This is a genomic window from Streptomyces sp. NPDC049040 (genome assembly GCF_043197715.1).
Taxonomy (GTDB): Bacteria; Actinomycetota; Actinomycetes; order Streptomycetales; family Streptomycetaceae; genus Actinacidiphila.
This window is the reverse complement of the sequence record NZ_JBICTO010000007.1, coordinates 138508-155487: the sequence shown is the minus strand read 5'-3', so window position 1 is coordinate 155487 and position 16980 is coordinate 138508. Positions and strand designations below refer to the sequence as shown.

General features: G+C 72.0%; 16 protein-coding genes and 3 tRNA genes. 5 read left to right on the top strand and 14 right to left on the bottom strand.

From position 1 onward, the window contains the following. Positions 1-118 precede the first annotated feature (118 nt). Positions 119-844 carry a 50S ribosomal protein L1 gene (gene rplA, locus ACGFMP_RS20140; protein WP_393674016.1) on the bottom strand — a complete coding sequence of 242 codons (726 nt, stop codon included), beginning with the start codon at positions 842-844 and terminating at the stop codon, positions 119-121. Between the two features lie 196 nt (positions 845-1040). Beyond that, positions 1041-1475 carry a 50S ribosomal protein L11 gene (rplK, locus tag ACGFMP_RS20135; protein WP_327289243.1) on the bottom strand — a complete coding sequence of 145 codons (435 nt, stop codon included), beginning with the start codon at positions 1473-1475 and terminating at the stop codon, positions 1041-1043. A 427-nt stretch (positions 1476-1902) separates the two neighbouring features. On the opposite strand from rplK, the gene ACGFMP_RS20130 reads away from it, so the two are divergent. Next, positions 1903-2646, top strand: coding sequence for an SGNH/GDSL hydrolase family protein (locus ACGFMP_RS20130; protein WP_393674014.1), 744 nt, complete (start codon positions 1903-1905; stop codon positions 2644-2646). A 70-nt stretch (positions 2647-2716) separates the two neighbouring features. Here ACGFMP_RS20130 and nusG read toward each other — a convergent pair whose 3' ends face one another. The 3 genes from nusG to ACGFMP_RS20115 all read right to left on the bottom strand — a co-directional run bounded on the left by nusG (position 2717) and on the right by ACGFMP_RS20115 (position 4160). Next, the gene (gene nusG, locus ACGFMP_RS20125; protein ID WP_393674013.1) at positions 2717-3580 is read right to left on the bottom strand and encodes a transcription termination/antitermination protein NusG; all 864 of its coding nucleotides are present in this window, start codon (positions 3578-3580) and stop codon (positions 2717-2719) included. A gap of 115 nt (positions 3581-3695) precedes the next feature. Next, positions 3696-3980, bottom strand: a complete 285-nt coding sequence (secE, locus tag ACGFMP_RS20120) for a preprotein translocase subunit SecE (protein ID WP_393674295.1) — start codon at positions 3978-3980, stop codon at positions 3696-3698. 107 nt (positions 3981-4087) lie between these two features. Beyond that, positions 4088-4160 (bottom strand) — tRNA-Trp (locus tag ACGFMP_RS20115). Positions 4161-4334: 174 nt separating this feature from the next. Here ACGFMP_RS20115 and ACGFMP_RS20110 point away from each other — a divergent pair. Next, positions 4335-5573, top strand: coding sequence for a pyridoxal phosphate-dependent aminotransferase (locus ACGFMP_RS20110; protein ID WP_393674011.1), 1239 nt, complete (start codon positions 4335-4337; stop codon positions 5571-5573). A gap of 115 nt (positions 5574-5688) precedes the next feature. After that, positions 5689-6723, top strand: a complete 1035-nt coding sequence (locus ACGFMP_RS20105) for an adenosine deaminase (protein ID WP_393674010.1) — start codon at positions 5689-5691, stop codon at positions 6721-6723. 768 nt (positions 6724-7491) lie between these two features. On the opposite strand, the gene ACGFMP_RS20100 is transcribed toward ACGFMP_RS20105, so the two are convergent. From ACGFMP_RS20100 to ACGFMP_RS20060, 9 genes are all read right to left on the bottom strand, one after another. Next, positions 7492-9312: a helix-turn-helix domain-containing protein gene (locus ACGFMP_RS20100; protein WP_393674008.1), complete on the bottom strand. Its 1821-nt coding sequence runs from the start codon at positions 9310-9312 to the stop codon at positions 7492-7494. A gap of 71 nt (positions 9313-9383) precedes the next feature. Next, a complete protein-coding gene (locus ACGFMP_RS20095; RefSeq protein WP_393674006.1) occupies positions 9384-10424 on the bottom strand; it encodes a UDP-N-acetylmuramate dehydrogenase in 1041 nt (346 codons plus the stop codon). 469 nt (positions 10425-10893) lie between these two features. Next, positions 10894-12333: a DHA2 family efflux MFS transporter permease subunit gene (locus ACGFMP_RS20090; RefSeq protein ID WP_393674004.1), complete on the bottom strand. Its 1440-nt coding sequence runs from the start codon at positions 12331-12333 to the stop codon at positions 10894-10896. Between the two features lie 112 nt (positions 12334-12445). Beyond that, on the bottom strand, positions 12446-13000 hold the full coding sequence (locus ACGFMP_RS20085) for a TetR/AcrR family transcriptional regulator (RefSeq protein ID WP_393674002.1): 555 nt from the start codon (positions 12998-13000) through the stop codon (positions 12446-12448). A gap of 105 nt (positions 13001-13105) precedes the next feature. After that, on the bottom strand, positions 13106-13534 hold the full coding sequence (locus ACGFMP_RS20080) for a MaoC family dehydratase (protein ID WP_393674000.1): 429 nt from the start codon (positions 13532-13534) through the stop codon (positions 13106-13108). Continuing rightward, on the bottom strand, positions 13534-14001 hold the full coding sequence (locus ACGFMP_RS20075; RefSeq protein ID WP_393673998.1) for a MaoC family dehydratase N-terminal domain-containing protein: 468 nt from the start codon (positions 13999-14001) through the stop codon (positions 13534-13536). The genes ACGFMP_RS20080 and ACGFMP_RS20075 overlap by 1 nt, the downstream gene beginning before the upstream one ends. A 152-nt stretch (positions 14002-14153) precedes the next feature. Further along, positions 14154-14318, bottom strand: a complete 165-nt coding sequence (gene rpmG, locus ACGFMP_RS20070; protein ID WP_004571794.1) for a 50S ribosomal protein L33 — start codon at positions 14316-14318, stop codon at positions 14154-14156. An 83-nt stretch (positions 14319-14401) separates the two neighbouring features. Further along, positions 14402-14474, bottom strand: a tRNA-Met gene (locus ACGFMP_RS20065). A gap of 46 nt (positions 14475-14520) precedes the next feature. Then, positions 14521-14593: transfer RNA gene (locus ACGFMP_RS20060), tRNA-Thr, on the bottom strand. A gap of 308 nt (positions 14594-14901) precedes the next feature. Between ACGFMP_RS20060 and ACGFMP_RS20055 the strand changes: the two genes are divergently transcribed. Continuing rightward, on the top strand, positions 14902-16158 hold the full coding sequence (locus tag ACGFMP_RS20055; protein WP_393673996.1) for an amidohydrolase family protein: 1257 nt from the start codon (positions 14902-14904) through the stop codon (positions 16156-16158). A gap of 125 nt (positions 16159-16283) precedes the next feature. After that, a complete protein-coding gene (locus ACGFMP_RS20050; protein WP_393673994.1) occupies positions 16284-16937 on the top strand; it encodes an NAD(P)H-binding protein in 654 nt (217 codons plus the stop codon). Positions 16938-16980 lie beyond the last annotated feature (43 nt).

Below are 16980 nucleotides of genomic sequence, written 5' to 3'. Positions count from 1 at the left end.
CACAGGGGTGCGCGGGGCGGGTGCGGACCGGGCAGGGGCGCCTACCGGCCCGGATGCGAAACGCCCCGCACCCCCGGGTGGACCGGGAGTGCGGGGCGTGGGGTTTCGCGCCCGGGCGTCAGATCGACGCCGGGTCCTCCTCGACCAGGAGGTTGCGGGTGCGGTTGGGGTCGATCTGGATGCCGGGGCCCATGGTGGTGGACACGGCCGCCTTCTTGACGTAGCGCCCCTTGGCGGCGGACGGCTTCAGACGCAGGATCTCGTCCAGGGCCGCCGCGTAGTTCTCCACCAGGCGGGTCTCGTCGAAGGAGACCTTGCCGATGATGAAGTGCAGGTTGGAGTGCTTGTCGACGCGGAACTCGATCTTGCCGCCCTTGATCTCGGTGACCGCCTTCGCCACGTCGGGCGTCACGGTGCCGGTCTTCGGGTTCGGCATCAGACCACGCGGGCCGAGGACGCGGCCGAGGCGGCCGACCTTGCCCATGAGGTCCGGGGTGGCGACGACGGCGTCGAAGTCCAGCCGGCCCTTCGCCACCTCGTCGATCAGTTCGTCGGAGCCGACGATGTCGGCTCCCGCGGCTTCCGCGGCCGCAGCACGGTCACCGGTCGCGAAGACCAGGACCCGGGCGGTCTTGCCGGTGCCGTGCGGAAGGTTCACGGTGCCACGGACCATCTGGTCGGCCTTGCGCGGGTCCACACCCAGGCGGAAGGCGACCTCGACGGTCGAGTCGAACTTGGTGGTCGCGGTCTCCCTGGCGAGACGGACAGCCTCCAGGGGCGCGTACAGGCGCTCCTGGTCGATCTTGGCGTCCGCAGCGCGGAGAGACTTGCTGCGCTTGCTCACGGTTCTGCTCCTACGGTCTTGAATGGAGTCGTGGTGCGGGCCGAGCAGGCCCTGCCACAGCTGTGCTTCTCAGACGGGCGTCAGCCGATGCCCTTATCGCTCGGGCGTCAGCCCTTGCCGTTTTCGCTCGGGCTTCCTGCTCACTCGCTTCGCGGACGGCCTCGTTCCTCGGCCGGCCACTGCGCGAGCTCGGGCGTCAGCCCTCGACGGTGATGCCCATCGAGCGCGCGGTGCCCGCGATGATCTTCTCGGCGGCGTCGAGGTCGTTCGCGTTCAGGTCGGGGAGCTTCGTCGTGGCGATCTCCCGCACCTGGGCGCGGCTGAGCTTGGCGACCTTCTTGACGTGCGGCTCGCCGGAGCCCTTGTCGACACCCGCGGCCTTGAGGATCAGCTTGGCCGCCGGCGGGGTCTTGGTGATGAAGGTGAAGGAGCGGTCGTCGTAGACCGTGATCTCCACCGGGATCACCATGCCGCGCTGCGACTCGGTCGCCGCGTTGTAGGCCTTGCAGAACTCCATGATGTTCACGCCGTGCTGGCCCAGCGCGGGGCCGACCGGCGGCGCCGGGTTGGCCGCGCCGGCGTTGATCTGGAGCTTGATCAGCCCCGTGATCTTCTTCTTCTTGGGAGGCATTGCTCTCTCCGGGTCCTGTTGAGAGTTTTTTCGTGCCTGCGAGCAGGCATACCGCACCACGATAGCCGGTAACGTCCCCGGCCCTGAAATCCGCGGGCCCCGACCCCTCTCCGAGGGCCCTCGGGGTCTTTCACCGCACCCCGTCGTCACCATGTGTGAGCACTCGATTACACGGGCATCTACCGTACGGGCGGGCCGAGTTGGCGTGGCCTTTGGTCACACGAGTCGTTGTCCGGCTCAACCGCTGCACCTGCACCAGCCCATGCGGTAGCTGAAATTCCGGTCTACGCGGGAAGAATTCTTGGCATGAACACTTCCCGTGGCTACCTACCGGCTGGTACCAAGTGGGTGCAGCGTTCCCCCACTTGGAGGTTCCGTGAGACTGACCAGGCCTTTAGTCGCCCTCGCCGCACTCGCGTTCGCCCTCGTGGCGGCTCTGGTGCTGACCGGACCCGCACAAGCCGCAGGACCGGCGTACGTCGCGCTCGGTGACTCGTACTCGGCCGGGAACGGCGCCGGCAACTACATCAGCTCCAGCGGCAACTGCCACCGCAGCAACAGCGCCTACCCGGCGCTGTGGGCCGGCGCCCACAGCCCGTCCTCCTTCACCTTCGCCGCCTGTTCCGGTGCGGTGACCAGCGACGTGACCGGCAGCCAGCTCGGCGGGCTCAACTCGTCCACCGGCCTGGTCACCGTCACCATCGGCGGCAATGACGCGGGCTTCTCCGACGTCATCACCACCTGCGTGACCGGCTCCGACAGCACCTGCGTCAACCGGGTCAACACCGCCGAGGCCTTCGTCAGGAACACCCTGCCCGGGCGCCTCGACACCGTCTACAACGCCATCCACGCCAAGGCGCCCAACGCCCGGGTCGTCGTCCTCGGCTACCCGGACATGTACACCCTCAACGTCTTCTGCATCGGCATGAGCGCCACCAAGCACCAGAAGATCGACGAGGCAGCCGACGTCCTCGACTCCACCACGGCCTCGGTCGCCGCCGCCCACGGCTTCGTCTTCGGCGACGTCCGCTCCACCTTCAAGGGCCACGAACTCTGCTCCGGCGACGACTACCTGCACTCCCTGGTCATCTCACCGAGCTGGGAGTCCTACCACCCCACCGCCACCGGCCACTCCGCCGGCTACCTCCCCGTCCTGAACGCCAACGACTGACCCGCACGCGCGAGAGAGCCCCTGCTCAGCGGGAAACCGCTGGTCAGGGGCTCTCTCGGAAGCTGCGGAACTAGTTCTTCTGGATCTGGTCGAAGCTGAGCTCGACCGGGGTCTCGCGGCCGAAGATCTCGACCAGGCCCTTGACCTTCTTGGAGTCGGGATTGATCTCGTTGATCGTGGCCTGCAAGGTCGCGAAGGGGCCGTCGGTGACGGTGACCGAGTCGCCGACCTCGAAGTCCAGGACCTGGACCTCGACCTTGCGGGGCTGGGCGGTGCCCTCCGCGATGGCGGCGGCCTCGGCCGCGGCCTCGACCTCGGGGGCGAGCATCTTGACGATCTCGTCCAGGGTCAGCGGATACGGGTCGTACGCATTGCCGACGAAGCCGGTGACACCGGGGGTGTTCCGGACGACGCCCCAGGACTCGTTCGTCAGGTCCATGCGGACCAGGACGTAGCCGGGGAGCTTGTTCTGCCGGATGGTCTTGCGGTCGCCGTTCTTGATCTGAACGACTTCCTCCTGCGGGACCTCGGCCTGGTAGATGTACTCCTCGACGTTCAGCGAGACGGCACGCTGCTCCAGGTTGGACTTCACCCGGTTCTCGTAGCCCGCGTACGTGTGGATGACGTACCACTCGCCGGGCAGGGTGCGCAGCTCCTCGCGGAACGCGGCCACCGCGTCGACGGGGGTCAGCGGCGCCGCGGCCTCGTCGGAATCCTCCTCCGAGGCGTCCTCCTCGGACTCCCCGCCCTCTGCGGACTCCTCCGACTCGGACTCCGAATCCCCGTGGACGGCGGCCTGCTCGGCGGATTCGCCCTCGGCCAGGTCGGCGGCAACCGCCTGGTCGACGTCTCCGTCGGCGGCCTCGACGATGTCGAGCGCGGTTTCGGCGCCCTCGACGGACTCGTCGGCGTCGTACACGTTCGGGTCAGACACGGTGACTGCTTCTTCCTGACTTCAGAGGTGGCACTGCGGGCGGGGCGGCCAGCGGCCAGCGCCCTCCGCGCGGACTGGGGGAACCCAGCCGAAGACGGCCCAGCCGGAAGGCGACTCAGCCGAAAACGGAGGAAATAAGCTTCCCGAAGCCCCAGTCAACCACGGCCACGAATCCGATGACGACCACAACGAAGACAATCACCACAGTGGTGTACGTGGTGAGGTCGTTGCGGCTGGGCCAGACGACCTTGCGGAGCTCCGCGATGATCTGGCGGTAGAAAAGCGCGAGGCGACCCAGCGGGCCCTTCTTGCCGCGCTTGCCTCCGCGGCGGGGCTTCCGGTCGGAGTCCTTGTCGTCCTGAGTCGCGTCAGGCTCAGGGACCTCGATGGAGTCCGTGATCTCAGTCACTCGTCCTCACCTGACTCCGGGTCGTGGCCGTGCCGCGCCCGTCGCGCGGTACGGCGAGTGCTTACCTGCCTGCCCACGTCCAGGTCGGACGTGTGGAGCAGGGCCGGAGGGACTTGAACCCCCAACCGCTGGTTTTGGAGACCAGTGCTCTACCAATTGAGCTACGACCCTTCGACAGACACTCCCAACGTACCGCAGGCGACATCGCCGGGAGGGCCATCGACGGTTGAGTGTACGTGCTCGGACGCTCCCCGTCGAACGGCTGGCACCGGATCGCCTCCGAACGTGTCCATTCGGGTTCAAACCCCGGTGCCGGGCGGGGTATGCGTCTGGGAGCATGCAGTCATGACCGCAGCCACTCCCCCTGTACCGCCTGCTACCGACCGGCGGGTGTCGGCCCGTATCGGTTCGATCTCCGAGTCCGCCACCCTCGCCGTGGACGCCAAGGCCAAGGCCCTCAAGGCCGCCGGGCGCCCCGTGATCGGCTTCGGCGCCGGTGAGCCCGACTTCCCGACCCCCGGCTACATCGTCGACGCCGCCGTCGAGGCCTGCCGCAACCCGAAGTACCACCGCTACACCCCGGCCGGCGGGCTGCCGGAGCTCAAGGCGGCCATCGCCGCCAAGACGCTCCGCGACTCGGGCTACGAGGTGGACGCCTCGCAGGTGCTGGTCACCAACGGCGGCAAGCAGGCCATCTACGAGGCCTTCGCCGCGGTGCTCGACCCGGGCGACGAGGTCATCGTGCCCGCCCCCTACTGGACCACCTACCCCGAGTCGATCCGGCTCGCCGGCGGCGTCCCGGTCGACGTCGTCGCCGACGAGACCACCGGCTACCGGGTCACGGTCGAGCAGCTGGAGGCGGCCCGCACCGAGCGGACGAAGGTGCTGCTCTTCGTCTCGCCGTCCAACCCCACCGGCGCGGTCTACAGCGAGGCCGAGTCCGAGGCGATCGGCCGCTGGGCCGTCGACCACGGCCTGTGGGTGCTCACCGACGAGATCTACGAGCACCTCGTCTACGGCGACGCCACCTTCACCTCGCTGCCGGCGCTCGTCCCCGAGCTGCGCGACAAGTGCATCGTCGTCAACGGAGTGGCCAAGACGTACGCCATGACCGGCTGGCGGGTCGGGTGGATCGTCGGCCCCAAGGACATCGTGAAGGCCGCGACGAACCTCCAGTCGCACGCCACCTCGAACGTCAACAACGTGGCCCAGGCCGCGGCACTGGCCGCCGTCACCGGCGACCTCGACGCGGTCGCCGAGATGCGCACCGCCTTCGACCGCCGCCGCCAGACCATCGTGCGGATGCTCAACGAGATCGACGGCGTCGTCTGCCCCACCCCCGAAGGCGCCTTCTACGTCTACCCCTCGGTGAAGGCCCTGCTCGGCAAGGAGATCCGCGGCAAGCGCCCGGCCACCTCCGTCGAGCTCGCCGCCCTCATCCTCGACGAGGCCGAGGTCGCCGTCGTCCCCGGCGAGGCCTTCGGCACCCCCGGGTACCTGCGGCTCAGCTACGCGCTCGGCGACGAGGACCTGGTCGAAGGCGTCTCGCGGATGCAGAAGCTGCTCGGCGAGGCCACGGACTGACCTGCGGTTCCGCGGCCCGCGCGACGCCCGGCCCGCATCCGTTTACGTGTGCGGGCAAGCCCCCGTTCGGAGAAAATGGTTCCGGGCGGGGGCTCGCGTATAGCAGGATCTTGGAATGGCACGCGAAGTACGTACGGGGCCGGGCCGGGACATCCGGCTCCTACCCAAGGCACACCTCCATCTGCACTTCACCGGCTCCATGCGCCCGGCCACCCTCATGGAACTGGCCGACAAACACGGCGTCCACCTCCCCGAGGCGCTGACCTCGGACGAGCCCCCCAAGCTGCGGGCCACCGACGAACGCGGCTGGTTCCGCTTCCAGCGGCTCTACGACGCCGCCCGCTCCTGCCTGCGCACCCCGGACGACATCCACCGGCTGGTGCGCGAAGCCGCCCAGGAGGACGCCGCCGACGGCTCCGGCTGGCTGGAGATCCAGGTCGACCCGACCTCCTACGCGCCCAGGCTCGGCGGGCTCATCCCGACCATGGAGATCATCCTCGACGCGGTCCACAGCGCCTCCCGCGACACCGGGGTCGGCATGGCCCTCGTGGTCGCCGCGAACCGCATGAAGCACCCCCTGGACGCCCGCACCCTGGCCAGGCTCGCCGTCCGGTACGCCGACCAGGGCGTCGTCGGCTTCGGGCTGTCCAACGACGAACGCCGGGGCCTCGCACGCGACTTCGACCGCGCCTTCGCCATCGCCCGCGACGGCGGCCTGCTCGCCGCCCCGCACGGCGGCGAGCTCGCGGGGCCCGCCAGCGTCCGCGACTGCCTCGACGACCTGCACGCGCAGCGCGTCGGTCACGGGGTGCGCGCCGCCGAGGACCCCAAGCTGGTCCGCCGGCTCGCCGAATCCGGTGTCACCTGCGAGGTCTGCCCGGCCTCCAACGTCGCCCTCGGCGTCTACGACAAGCCCGAGGATGTGCCGCTGCGGCTCCTCTACGACGCCGGCGTCCCCATGGCCCTCGGCGCCGACGACCCCCTGCTCTTCGGCTCCCGCCTCGCCGCGCAGTACGAGATCGCCCGCGACGTGCACGGCTTCACCGACCAGGAGCTCGCCGAGCTGGCCCGGCAGTCGGTGCTCGGCTCCCGGGCGCCGGACGATGTGCGCCGGCGGATGCTCGACGGGATCGACGCCTGGGCGCAGTGACCCTCGGGGGCACCCCCCGTGGTCTCGCCCGCCCCCCGTCCGGGCGAGACCCCCGGAGAGCAAGGAATCACGCGGAGCGGTTCCGGCGCACCTGCCCGGGTGCACACCGGGGGCGGTGCGGCGCTCCCGATGCACAGCGGCTGCCCTGTGGGACGTGGGGAGCCGGGGCCGCCGGGCGGGCGGCCGCATCGTCCTTGCGGTGGGTGGGGCTGCTGCCCGGACGCCGGTCACGGGCGGGGCCCTCCGGTGGGTGGGCCTACTGCCCGGTGGCGTGCGCCGCGCAGGGTGCTCTTCGCTGCGCGGGGCAGCTGCCCCGACGCCTGGTCACGGACGGGGCCCTCCGGTGGGTGGGCCTACTGCCCGGTGGCGTGCGCCGCGCAGGGTGCTCTTCGGTGCGCGGGGCAGCTGCCCCGACGCCTGGTCACGGACGGGGCCCTCCGGTGGGTGGGCCTACTGCCCGGTGGCGTGGGCCGCGCAGGGTGCTCTTCGCTGCGCGGGGCAGCTGCCCCGACGCCTGGTCACGGGCGGGGCCCTCCGGCGGGCAAGGGACCTGCCCGGTGGCGTGGGCCGCGCAGGGTGCTCTTCGCTGCGCGGGGCTGCTGCCCTGGGGCCTGGTCACGGACGGGGCCCTCCGGTGGGTGGGCCTACTGCCCGGTGGCGTGGGCCGCGCAGGGTGCTCTTCGGTGCGCGGGGCTGCTGCCCTGGGGCCTGGTCACGGGCGGGGCCCTCCGGCGGGCAAGGCGGCGACTCCGCGCGGTTTCGGGGGTGTTACTCCAGGGGCAGGGAACGGGCCATGTGCGCCGCCAGCGCGAGGTCGTGGACCCCGCACAACCCGTTCGCGGACTCCTGGGTCCGGCCCGCGGCCGGGTCAGGGTGCGAGATCAGCGGCTGCCGCACCTGCGCCTCCGCGCGCCTCAGGCGGGTCGCCACCGTCTTGGGGTGCACTCCGAGGCGGGCGGCCGCGCTCGGCGTGTGCTGGCCCGCCTCGATCCACGCGACGACCGTCGTCAGCAGGTCCTCGTCCAGCCGCGCCAGGTACTCCTCGGCCCAACGCCGTGGCCCGGCGTCCGCCAGCAGCTCCTCGAAATCCGGAGCGGGCCGCGGGTCCCGCTCCGAGCCCCCGCCCCCGGCCAGCGCGTCCACACGCAGCGCCACGTCCAGCCGGATCCGGTGGGCCAGCCGGCCGAGGTCCAGCCCCAGTGCCTCCCCCACCGTCTCCGCCCGCTGCCGCACCGTGTTGCGGTGGAAGCCGGCAAGCCGCGCAGCCCCGATCGGGCCGTACGCCAGCCACAGCCGCATCCCGTCGAGCCACTCGGCGCGCCGACCCGGCGGCCAGCCGTCGAACGGGGCCAGCACCTCCGCGGCCCACCGCCTCGCCGGCACCGCGGGCAGCAGCCGCACCAGCTCGACGTCGGGCGTGAAGACCGCGAAGCCGTCGGGGCTCGACCCGGCCGCGGCCAGCGCCCGCGTCGCCTCGCCGTGCGCGTCCGCGAGCCCGTCCAGCGGCACCGGCCGGCTCGCCCCGAGCCTGAAGCCCTCCCGGCCGGTGACCAGGCCGCGCAGCAGCGTCTCCGTGGGGGCGTCGGGCGTCGCGACGATGATCACCTGGTGCTCGTCGACCGGGCAGCCGACGACGAGGCCGGCATCCCCCAGGTGGTAGTGGCACGCCGACACCAGCGTGTCGCGGTGCGCCGCCCTGCCGCCGACGACGTAGACCCGCGCCTCCTGCGCCGTCAGCACCGCCGGGCTCATCGCCAGCGGGTGCGCCGCCCGCCGCGCCGCCAGCACCTGCCCCGCCATCAGCATCTGCAGCACCGACGCGCGGATCGGGGCGCGCTCGGCGTCGGCCGCTGCCCGCAGCCGCAGCCACGACGACAGCAGCAGCTCCGCCCTCGTCACCGCCTCGGTGACCGGCTGCGGCCAGCCGGCGGTACGCGCACGCGCCACAGCCAGCACGTGGTACGGCGGCACCGGGCCGAGCGCGTAGAGCCGTACGTTCCACTCGCCCACATCCGCGGCCGCGGCCTGCGTCGTGCCCTCGGCCAGTGCGGTGACCCGGTCGGCGGGCAGCGTCAGGCCGCCGGCGAGCGGGGGCGGCGGCCGGTGCGGGGCGAGCAATACGGCCTGGCCGCCGGTCATCCGCGCCAGCCAGCCCAGGATCCCGGCCGCGGTGCCGGGCGCCGCCTCCAGCTGCGTCGCGTACTCCAGCAGGTCCAGGAGGCGGCGGCCCGCGGCCGCCTCCTCGTCGGCCAGCAGCTGGGCGAGGCGCGGCACCGTACAGGTCTCCCGGTCGGTCAGCAGCACCGGCAGCCGGTGCCGGCCGGCCGCCTCCAGGACCTGCGGCGGTGCCGGTTCGCCCACCGCGAGCGCCGCGGCCCCGGCCCGCGCGAGGGCGCGGATGTCCGCGTCCTGCGCGGCAGGCGTCGTCATCACGGCCAGCACGTCGCGCCAGCCGCGGTCGCGGGCAGGGGTGATCGCCGGGTCGGCAGGCCAGACCCCCGCGACGGGCCGATCCCCCTCGCCGGCCACCCGCCCGGTGCGGCGGAGCCGGTCGGGGGCCGAACCGATCAGCGTGTCAAGGGTGAGCACGGGGTCTCCCGCGGGGCGCCGGGGGTCGTATCTCGTATCACCGAGGAGAACAGGAAAAGCCGGGCATGACGCTAGAGCTGCACACCGACCATCACCGGCTCGTTCACGAGGGTCACTCCGAAGGCCGCCCTCACCCCGTCGCGGACCTCGCGGGCCAGGGCCAGCAGGTCCTCGGTGGTGGCCTCGCCGCGATTGGTCAGCGCCAGCGTGTGCTTGCCGGAGATCCGGGCCGGGCCGGTGCCGTAGCCCTTGGTGAAGCCGGCCTTGTCGATCAGCCAGGCCGCGGACGTCTTCGTACGCTCACCGTCCGCGGGGAAGGCCGGCGGGGCCGCGTCCGGGCCGAGGCGGTCGTGCACGCGGTCCGTGAACGCGGCGAACTCCGCGGCGCTCAGCACCGGATTGGTGAAGAAGGAGCCGGCGGACCAGGTGTCGTGGTCGGCCTCGTCCAGCACCATGCCCTTGCCCGCGCGCAGCGAGAGCACGGTCGCGGCGGCCTTCTCCAGCGGCACCCGCTCGCCGGCCTCCACGCCGAGGGCGCGGGCGGTCTCCGCGTACTTCAGCGGGGCGGACATCCCGCCGGCGTCCTCGAGTGCGAAGCGGACGCGCAGGACGACGTAGCGGGACGGGTCCTCCTTGAAGCGGCTGCTGCGGTAGGAGAAGGCGCAGGCCTCGTTGGGGAGGGTGACCGTCTCGGCGGTCCTGCGGTCGTAGGCGAGGACGTCGGTGACGGTGCTTGACACTTCCTGGCCGTAGGCGCCGACGTTCTGGATCGGGGTGGCGCCGGCTGAGCCGGGGATGCCGGCCAGGCACTCGATGCCGGCCAGGCCCGCGCGCACGGTCGCGGCGACGGCCTCGCTCCAGGGCTCGCCGGCGGCGAGTTCGAGGGCGGTGCCGTTGAGGATCACGCCCTGGGTGGCGATGCGGATCGCGGTGCCGTCGAAGCCCTTGTCCGCGATGACGAGGTTGCTGCCGCCGCCGATGAGGAGGACGGGCTCGCCGCGGGAGTCGGCCTCGCGGACGGCGGCGATGAGGTCGGCGTCGGTGCGGGCCGTGACCAGGCGGGATGCGGGGCCGCCGAGGCGGAAGGTTGTGTACGGGGCGAGAGGGTGCACGGGGTCAGCCTAGGGGGGCGGGGGGCGGGGGTTCCGGAGGAGGGGGGCGAAATTAGCATATTTACGGCGCGGCACCCTCTTGCTTGGTTCGGCAGCCTCTTCCGAGCGCCACAAATATACGAACAATTTCGCCCCCCTCCTCCTCCACCCCCACCCCCCTCCTGCTCCACCCCCACCCCCTCCGTCGGGCGACAGCCGGGATCCGCTGCCCTCAGGGCGCCTACACGGCAAAAGGGCCCCCTCTGTCGGGGTGACAGCCAGGACCCGCTGTCCTCAGGGCGCCTACACGGGAAAGGGCCCCCTCCGTCGGGCGACAGCCAGGATCCGCTGCCCTGGCGGCGCCTACACGGCAAAAGGGCCCCCTCCGTCGGGCGACAGCCAGGACCCGCTGCCCTGAGGGCGCCTGCACGGCAGAAGGGGCGGGTGGCCGGGGTGGGAACCCGGACACCCACCCCTGAGGGGGTGCTGGTCAGGCCACCGGCTGGAGCCTCGGCGCTTCCGCCGCGTCCGGCTTCGGGGTCCTGCGGGAGGGCGCCTTCGGCAGCAGGAGGGCCGCCGCGAAGGCCGCGGCCAGGATCGCGGCGCCCACCCAGAGTGCGGGCAGCAGGCCGTCGACGAACGCCGCTCCAGACCCGTAGCCGCCCTGGGCCGCGAAGATCGAGCCGAGTACGGCGATCCCGAGCGCGCCCCCGACCTCACGCAGCGCGTTGTTGGCTCCGGACGCGATCCCCTGCTCCGCGGGGATGACGCTGGACATGACCAGGCTGGTCGCGGGGGCCACGAAGAGCGCCATGCCGGCTCCCGAGATCACGAGCGCGGGCAGCTGTGCCAGGTAGGACACGTCGGGCGACATGATCAGCGCGAACCACCCGAGGCCGATGGCCTGGAGCGCCAGTCCTGCGGCGACGACCGGCTTGGCGCCGATGCGGTCGGAGAGGATGCCGGCGATCGGCGCGACGATCATCGGCATGCCGGTCCAGGGCAGCATGCGCAGCCCGGCCTCGGTCGGGGTGTAGCCGAGCACGGTCTGGAGGAACTGGCTGAGCAGGAAGATCGACCCGAACATCCCGGTGAACATCAGCGAGCTGGCGACGTTGATGGCGGTGAAGCCGCGGCCGCGGAAGAGCCGCATGGGCAGCATGGGCTGCCGGGCCGTCATGCCGTGCCGGACGAAGGCCAGGACCAGGGCGGCGCCGCCGATCAGGCCGGTGAGGACGCGGACGCTGCTCCAGCCGTGGGAGGTGGCGTTGACCAGGGCGAAGACGATGCCGAAGAGTCCGAGGCTGATCAGTACGGTGCCGCGGCCGTCGAGGCGTGCGCCGGGTGCGGTGGACTCGGCCAGCCGCAGGCGGGCCAGCGGGATGAGGAGCAGGCCGATCGGGACGTTCAGCCAGAAGATCCACTGCCAGGAGATGTGCTCGGTGAGGCTGCCGCCGATCAGCGGTCCCGAGGCGATGGCCAGGCCGTTGACGGCGCCCCAGATGCCGAAGGCGGTTCCGCGGCGCTCCGGGGGCACCGCCGCGCTGAGCAGGGTGAGGGTGAGCGGCATCATGATGGCCGCGCCGACGCCCTGGACGGCCCGGAAGGCGATGAGTTCGTTGATGCCGGGCGCGAGGGCCGCGGCAGCCGAGGCGCCGGTGAAGATCGTCAGGCCGGTGATGAAGAGCTTGCGGCGGCCGAACCTGTCGCCGAGCGAGGCTCCGAACATGAGCAGGACGGCGAAGGTGAGCGTGTAGGCGTTCACCGTCCATTCGAGGTCGGACAGGGCGCCGCCGAGGTCCTTCCTGATGGAGGGCAGCGCGGTGGTGACGACGAGGTTGTCCAGGGCCGCCATGAATCCCGCGACGCTGGTGATCACCAGCGCCCAGGCCGCGGTGGCGGGCCTCCGAGTTGCGGTGGTCTTGTCCATTGCCATGCTCTCCTTAACTCCCCTGTCGGGAGGCATTCACCATGGTTAGTTATTGATGACTAACTTCTGCGGGCAAAAAAACGGCCGGCCACCAGGGCGGGCCGGCACGCGCTCACTCCGGACGTGCGGTCTCGTAGAACCCCTCCCAGACTCGGTGACCTGCGGGAAAACCCAGCGCCACCAGGGTGTTCACGAGCATTCCGTAGGCGAGGAAGGTCGTGGTCTCGTCGACGTCCGCGGCGAACTCCAGCTGGACGGTGTCCCACAGGGCCAGCCAGGACTCGCGTACCGCCTCACCGAATGCCTTGTCCCCCGACGCTTCGGCGGAGGCCACCGCGACGTAGGTCTGCATCTGCATCAGCAGCCGGTCGGGGTCCTCGTGGATCATGCGCTGGTAGGCGACCGCCATGCTGCCGAGCTTCTCGTCCGGCGCCACACCGTCCGCCGCCTCCTCGAAGAGCCGGCGGGTGCCCTCGATGCAGTACCGGGAAGCGGCAAGGAAGATGGCCTGCTTGTTCGGGAAGAGGCGGAAGAGGTACGGCTGCGAGACACCCACGCGGCGGGCGATCGCCTCGGTGGAGGTGCCCTCGTAACCGCCGCGGGCGAACTCGCTCATCGCCGCGCGGATGACGCTCTCGCGTCGCTCGTCTGCGCTCATCCTGACCATGGGCATGAAGTTAGTGGCCAATCACTACCTTGTCAACCGCTGCGGAACCGAGCGCGGCGAGGACCCGTCCGGCCACGGGCCGGCGGTCCTCGCCGCGGGGGTGTTTCAGCGGAGCCTGACCACCGCACGGGACATGCCGAGCACCTTCTGACCTGCCGACATCGCGATCAGGTCGACCCGGACCCGGTTGTCCTCCAGCTTCGCGGCCACCTTCGCGGTGACCTCGATCAGCGCGCCCTCGTCGTCGTTCGGCACCACGACCGGCTTGGTGAAGCGGACACCGTATTCGACGACCGCGCCCGGGTCGCCGACCCAGTCGGTCACCACGCGGGCCGCGGACGCCATCGTGAACATGCCGTGCGCGATCACGTCGGGCAGCCCGACCGAGCGGGCGAACTTCTCGTTCCAGTGGATCGGGTTGAAGTCGCCGGACGCGCCCGCGTACTGCACCAGCGTCGCCCTGCTCACGGGGAAGCTCCGCGGGGGCAGCTCGGTGCCGACCTCGACCTCGTCGTACGCCACCGTCGCCGTCATCACGCGTCTCCGTCCTGCGCCGGGTCGGCCGCACGGGCGACCAGCTTGGTCCAGGCGGTCACCACGTGCTCGCCCGACTCGTCGTGGACCTCGCCGCGGACGTCGAGGATGTCGTTGCCCGCCATGGACTTGACCGACTCGATCGTGGACGTGACGGTGAGCCGGTCGCCGGCCCGCACCGGGCGCGTGTACGCGAACTTCTGGTCGCCGTGCACCACCCGGCTGTAGTCGAGCCCGAGCTCCGGGTCGGCGATGACCACTCCGGCCGCCTTGTACGTGATCGCGAACGCGAAGGTCGGCGGCGCGATCACATCCGGGTGGCCGAGAGCCTTGGCGGCCTCCGGGTCCGTGTACGCCGGATTCGGGTCGCCGATCGCCTCGGCGAACTCGCGGATCTTCTCCCGGCCCACCTCGTAGGCGGGGGTGGGCGGATAACTCCGCCCGACGAAGGACTGGTCCAGAGCCATCGGCACCTCGGGTGTGCGGAAGGTGGGCAAGTGGGCAAGTGGCAGTGGATGATCACCAGGTCGGGGAAAGCACCGCGAGGCCGTCCCCGATGCTTCCGGGGACGGCCTCGCGGTTACGGCCTGATACTGCTGCTGTTGTGGCGCAGGGGGCGTCAGCGCGTCTCGCGGTGCGCGGTGTGCGCGTTGCAACGCGGGCAGTGCTTCTTCATCTCAAGGCGGTCCGGGTCGTTACGCCGGTTCTTCTTGGTGATGTAGTTCCGCTCCTTGCACTCCACGCAGGCCAGCGTGATCTTCGGGCGGACGTCGGTGGCGGCCACGTGAGTGCTCCTTGACGAACGGGTATATGAACACAGGAAGAGTAGCCGATCGAGGGACCGATCCCGCAATCGGCTACGCAGAGTAGCGGCGACCGGACTTGAACCGGTGACACAGCGATTATGAGCCGCTTGCTCTACCGACTGAGCTACGCCGCTGCGACGAACCGACCCCCGCCGAAACGGCGGGGAACCGATCCATCAGAGCCCCAATACGGAATCGAACCGTAGACCTTCTCCTTACCATGGAGACGCTCTACCGACTGAGCTATTGGGGCGAGCGAGGAAGACATTACACGCTCCGCTGCGATACGTGAAATCCGTATCCGGCCGGGCACATCGGGCTCAGCGGACACCCGGACCCGGGTCACATCAGTACGACTAATGCACTCCTCCCGGGTGTCCCGCCGCCGCCTACCGGACCTGCGAGCGGCCGACCCCTAGGCTCGACCATGCGTGACCATCCCGTGATTCCCGTGGTCCCCGGCTGGTCGCATCCCGTACCCCGAGTCCAGCCTCCACCGCCTCCACGCCCGCCCCGCTCCCCCTTCCCGGGCGGGAGGCACCCCAGCCCCGGAGGAGCGTGATGACCGACAGCCCGCGCGGCACCGCCGCCGAGACCGCCACCCTGCTGCTGTGCGGCGCCCGCCTCACCGACGGGCGCACCGTCGACGTCCGGCTGAGCGGTGCGCGGATCGAGGCGGTCGGCACCGCGGGCAGCCTCGCCGCGCCGGTCCCCGCGGGGCGCCAGGGCACCGGGGCCCGGATCGACCTGCGCGGCTATCTGCTGCTACCCGCCCCCGCGGAACCGCACGCCCATCTCGACCTCGCCCTGACCGCCGCCACCGCGGGACCGCCCGCGAGCGACATCGCCGACGTCCAGCGCCGCGCCACCGAGGCCGCGCTGCTCCAACTCGGCCACGGCGCCACGGCCGTACGCAGCCATGTGCGCGTCGGCGACGTCCACGGGCTGCGGGCCCTCGAAGCGGTGCTCCAGGCCAGGCGGGCGCTGCGCGGCCTCGTCGACGTCCATGCCGTCGCCGTACCGCGGCTGCTCACCGGGACCGCGGGCGCCGACGGGCTCGACGTGCTGCGGGACGCGCTGAAGATGGGCGCGTCCGCGGTCGGCGGCTGCCCCGACCTCGACCCGGACCCCAGCGGGCACGCCGAGGCCGTCATCGCGCTGGCCGGCGAGTTCGGTGTGCCGGTCGACCTGCACACCGCCGCGGACGACCCGGCCCGCCTCGCCCGGCTCGCCGCCATGGCCGGCGGCCTGCGCCCCGGCGTCACCCTCGGCCCCTGCCACGGCCTCGGCACCCTGCCGCCGGACGCGGCCAGGTCCGCCGCCGAACGGCTCGCCGCCGCCGGGATCTCCGTCGTCACCCTCCCGCAGGGCGGCTGCGGGGGCCTGGAGACGGTCCGCCGCGGCGCCGCAGGGCTGCACGCCCCCGTACGCCTGCTGCGCCGCGCCGGAGTCCCCGTCGCCGCCGGCAGCGGCGCCCTCGCCGACCTCGCCAACCCCGTCGGCCGCGGCGACCCCTTGGAGGCCGCCTTCCTGCTGGCCTCCTACGGCGAATGCGACGCGATGCGGTCCTACGAGCTGATCAGCGGCAGCGCCCGCGCCGTCATCGGGCTGCCCGAGGTCCGCGTCGAGGCCGGCTTCCCGGCCGAACTCCTCGCCGTACGCGGGGACACCGTCGAGGGCGTCCTCGCCCTCGCCTACAGCCGGATCGTCATCCACCACGGCCGGGTCGTCTCCCGCACCAGCGCCGTCCGCGAGTACTGCGACACCTCCGCCGACCCCGCGCTCGACCTCCCGCGCCAGTCCCACCGGGAGGCGTAGCCGGCAGGCGTGGTCGGCACGCGTGGTCGGCACGCGTGGTCGGCAGGCGTGGTCGGCAGGCGTAGTCCGCAGGCGCGGCGGCGCGTCCTCGCCCCGCGGCAGGACCGACGACGTACGGTCGGGGCATGCGCACCGTAATTGCCGGCGGACACGGTCAGATCGCCCTGCGCCTGGAGCGCCTCATCTCCGCCCGGGGCGACTCGGCAGTCGGCCTCATCAGGAATCCCGCCCAGGCAGACGACCTCCGCGAGGCCGGCGCCGAGCCGGTCGTGCTCGACCTGGAGTCGGCGACCGCCGACGACGTCGCCGCGGCGCTGGCCGGCGCGCACGCCGCCGTGTTCGCTGCGGGCGCGGGCCCCGGCAGCAGCGTGGAGCGCAAGCAGACCGTCGACCGCGACGCGGCCGTGCTGCTCGCGGACGCCGCCGAGCGCGCGGGCGTGCGCCGCTTCCTGGTGGTGTCCTCGATGGGCGCGGACGCCAAAGCCGAAGGCAAGGACCCGGTGTTCACCGCGTATCTGCGGGCGAAGGGCGCGGCGGACGACGCGATCCGCGCGCGTACCGCGCTGGACTGGACGATCCTGCGCCCCGGCGCGCTGACGGACGACGCGGGCACCGGCCGGGTGCTGCTCTCGGACCGCACGGGCCGCGGCCCCGTACCCCGGGACGACGTCGCCGCGGTGCTGCTCGCCCTGCTCGACGCACCGGCGGCCGCCGGGCGCACGCTGGAGCTGATCTCCGGTGACACCGACATCGCCGCGGCGGTCGGGCAACTCGCCTGACCCGGCCGAGCGCCCGCGGTCCCGGGTCGCCACCCGCGGGACG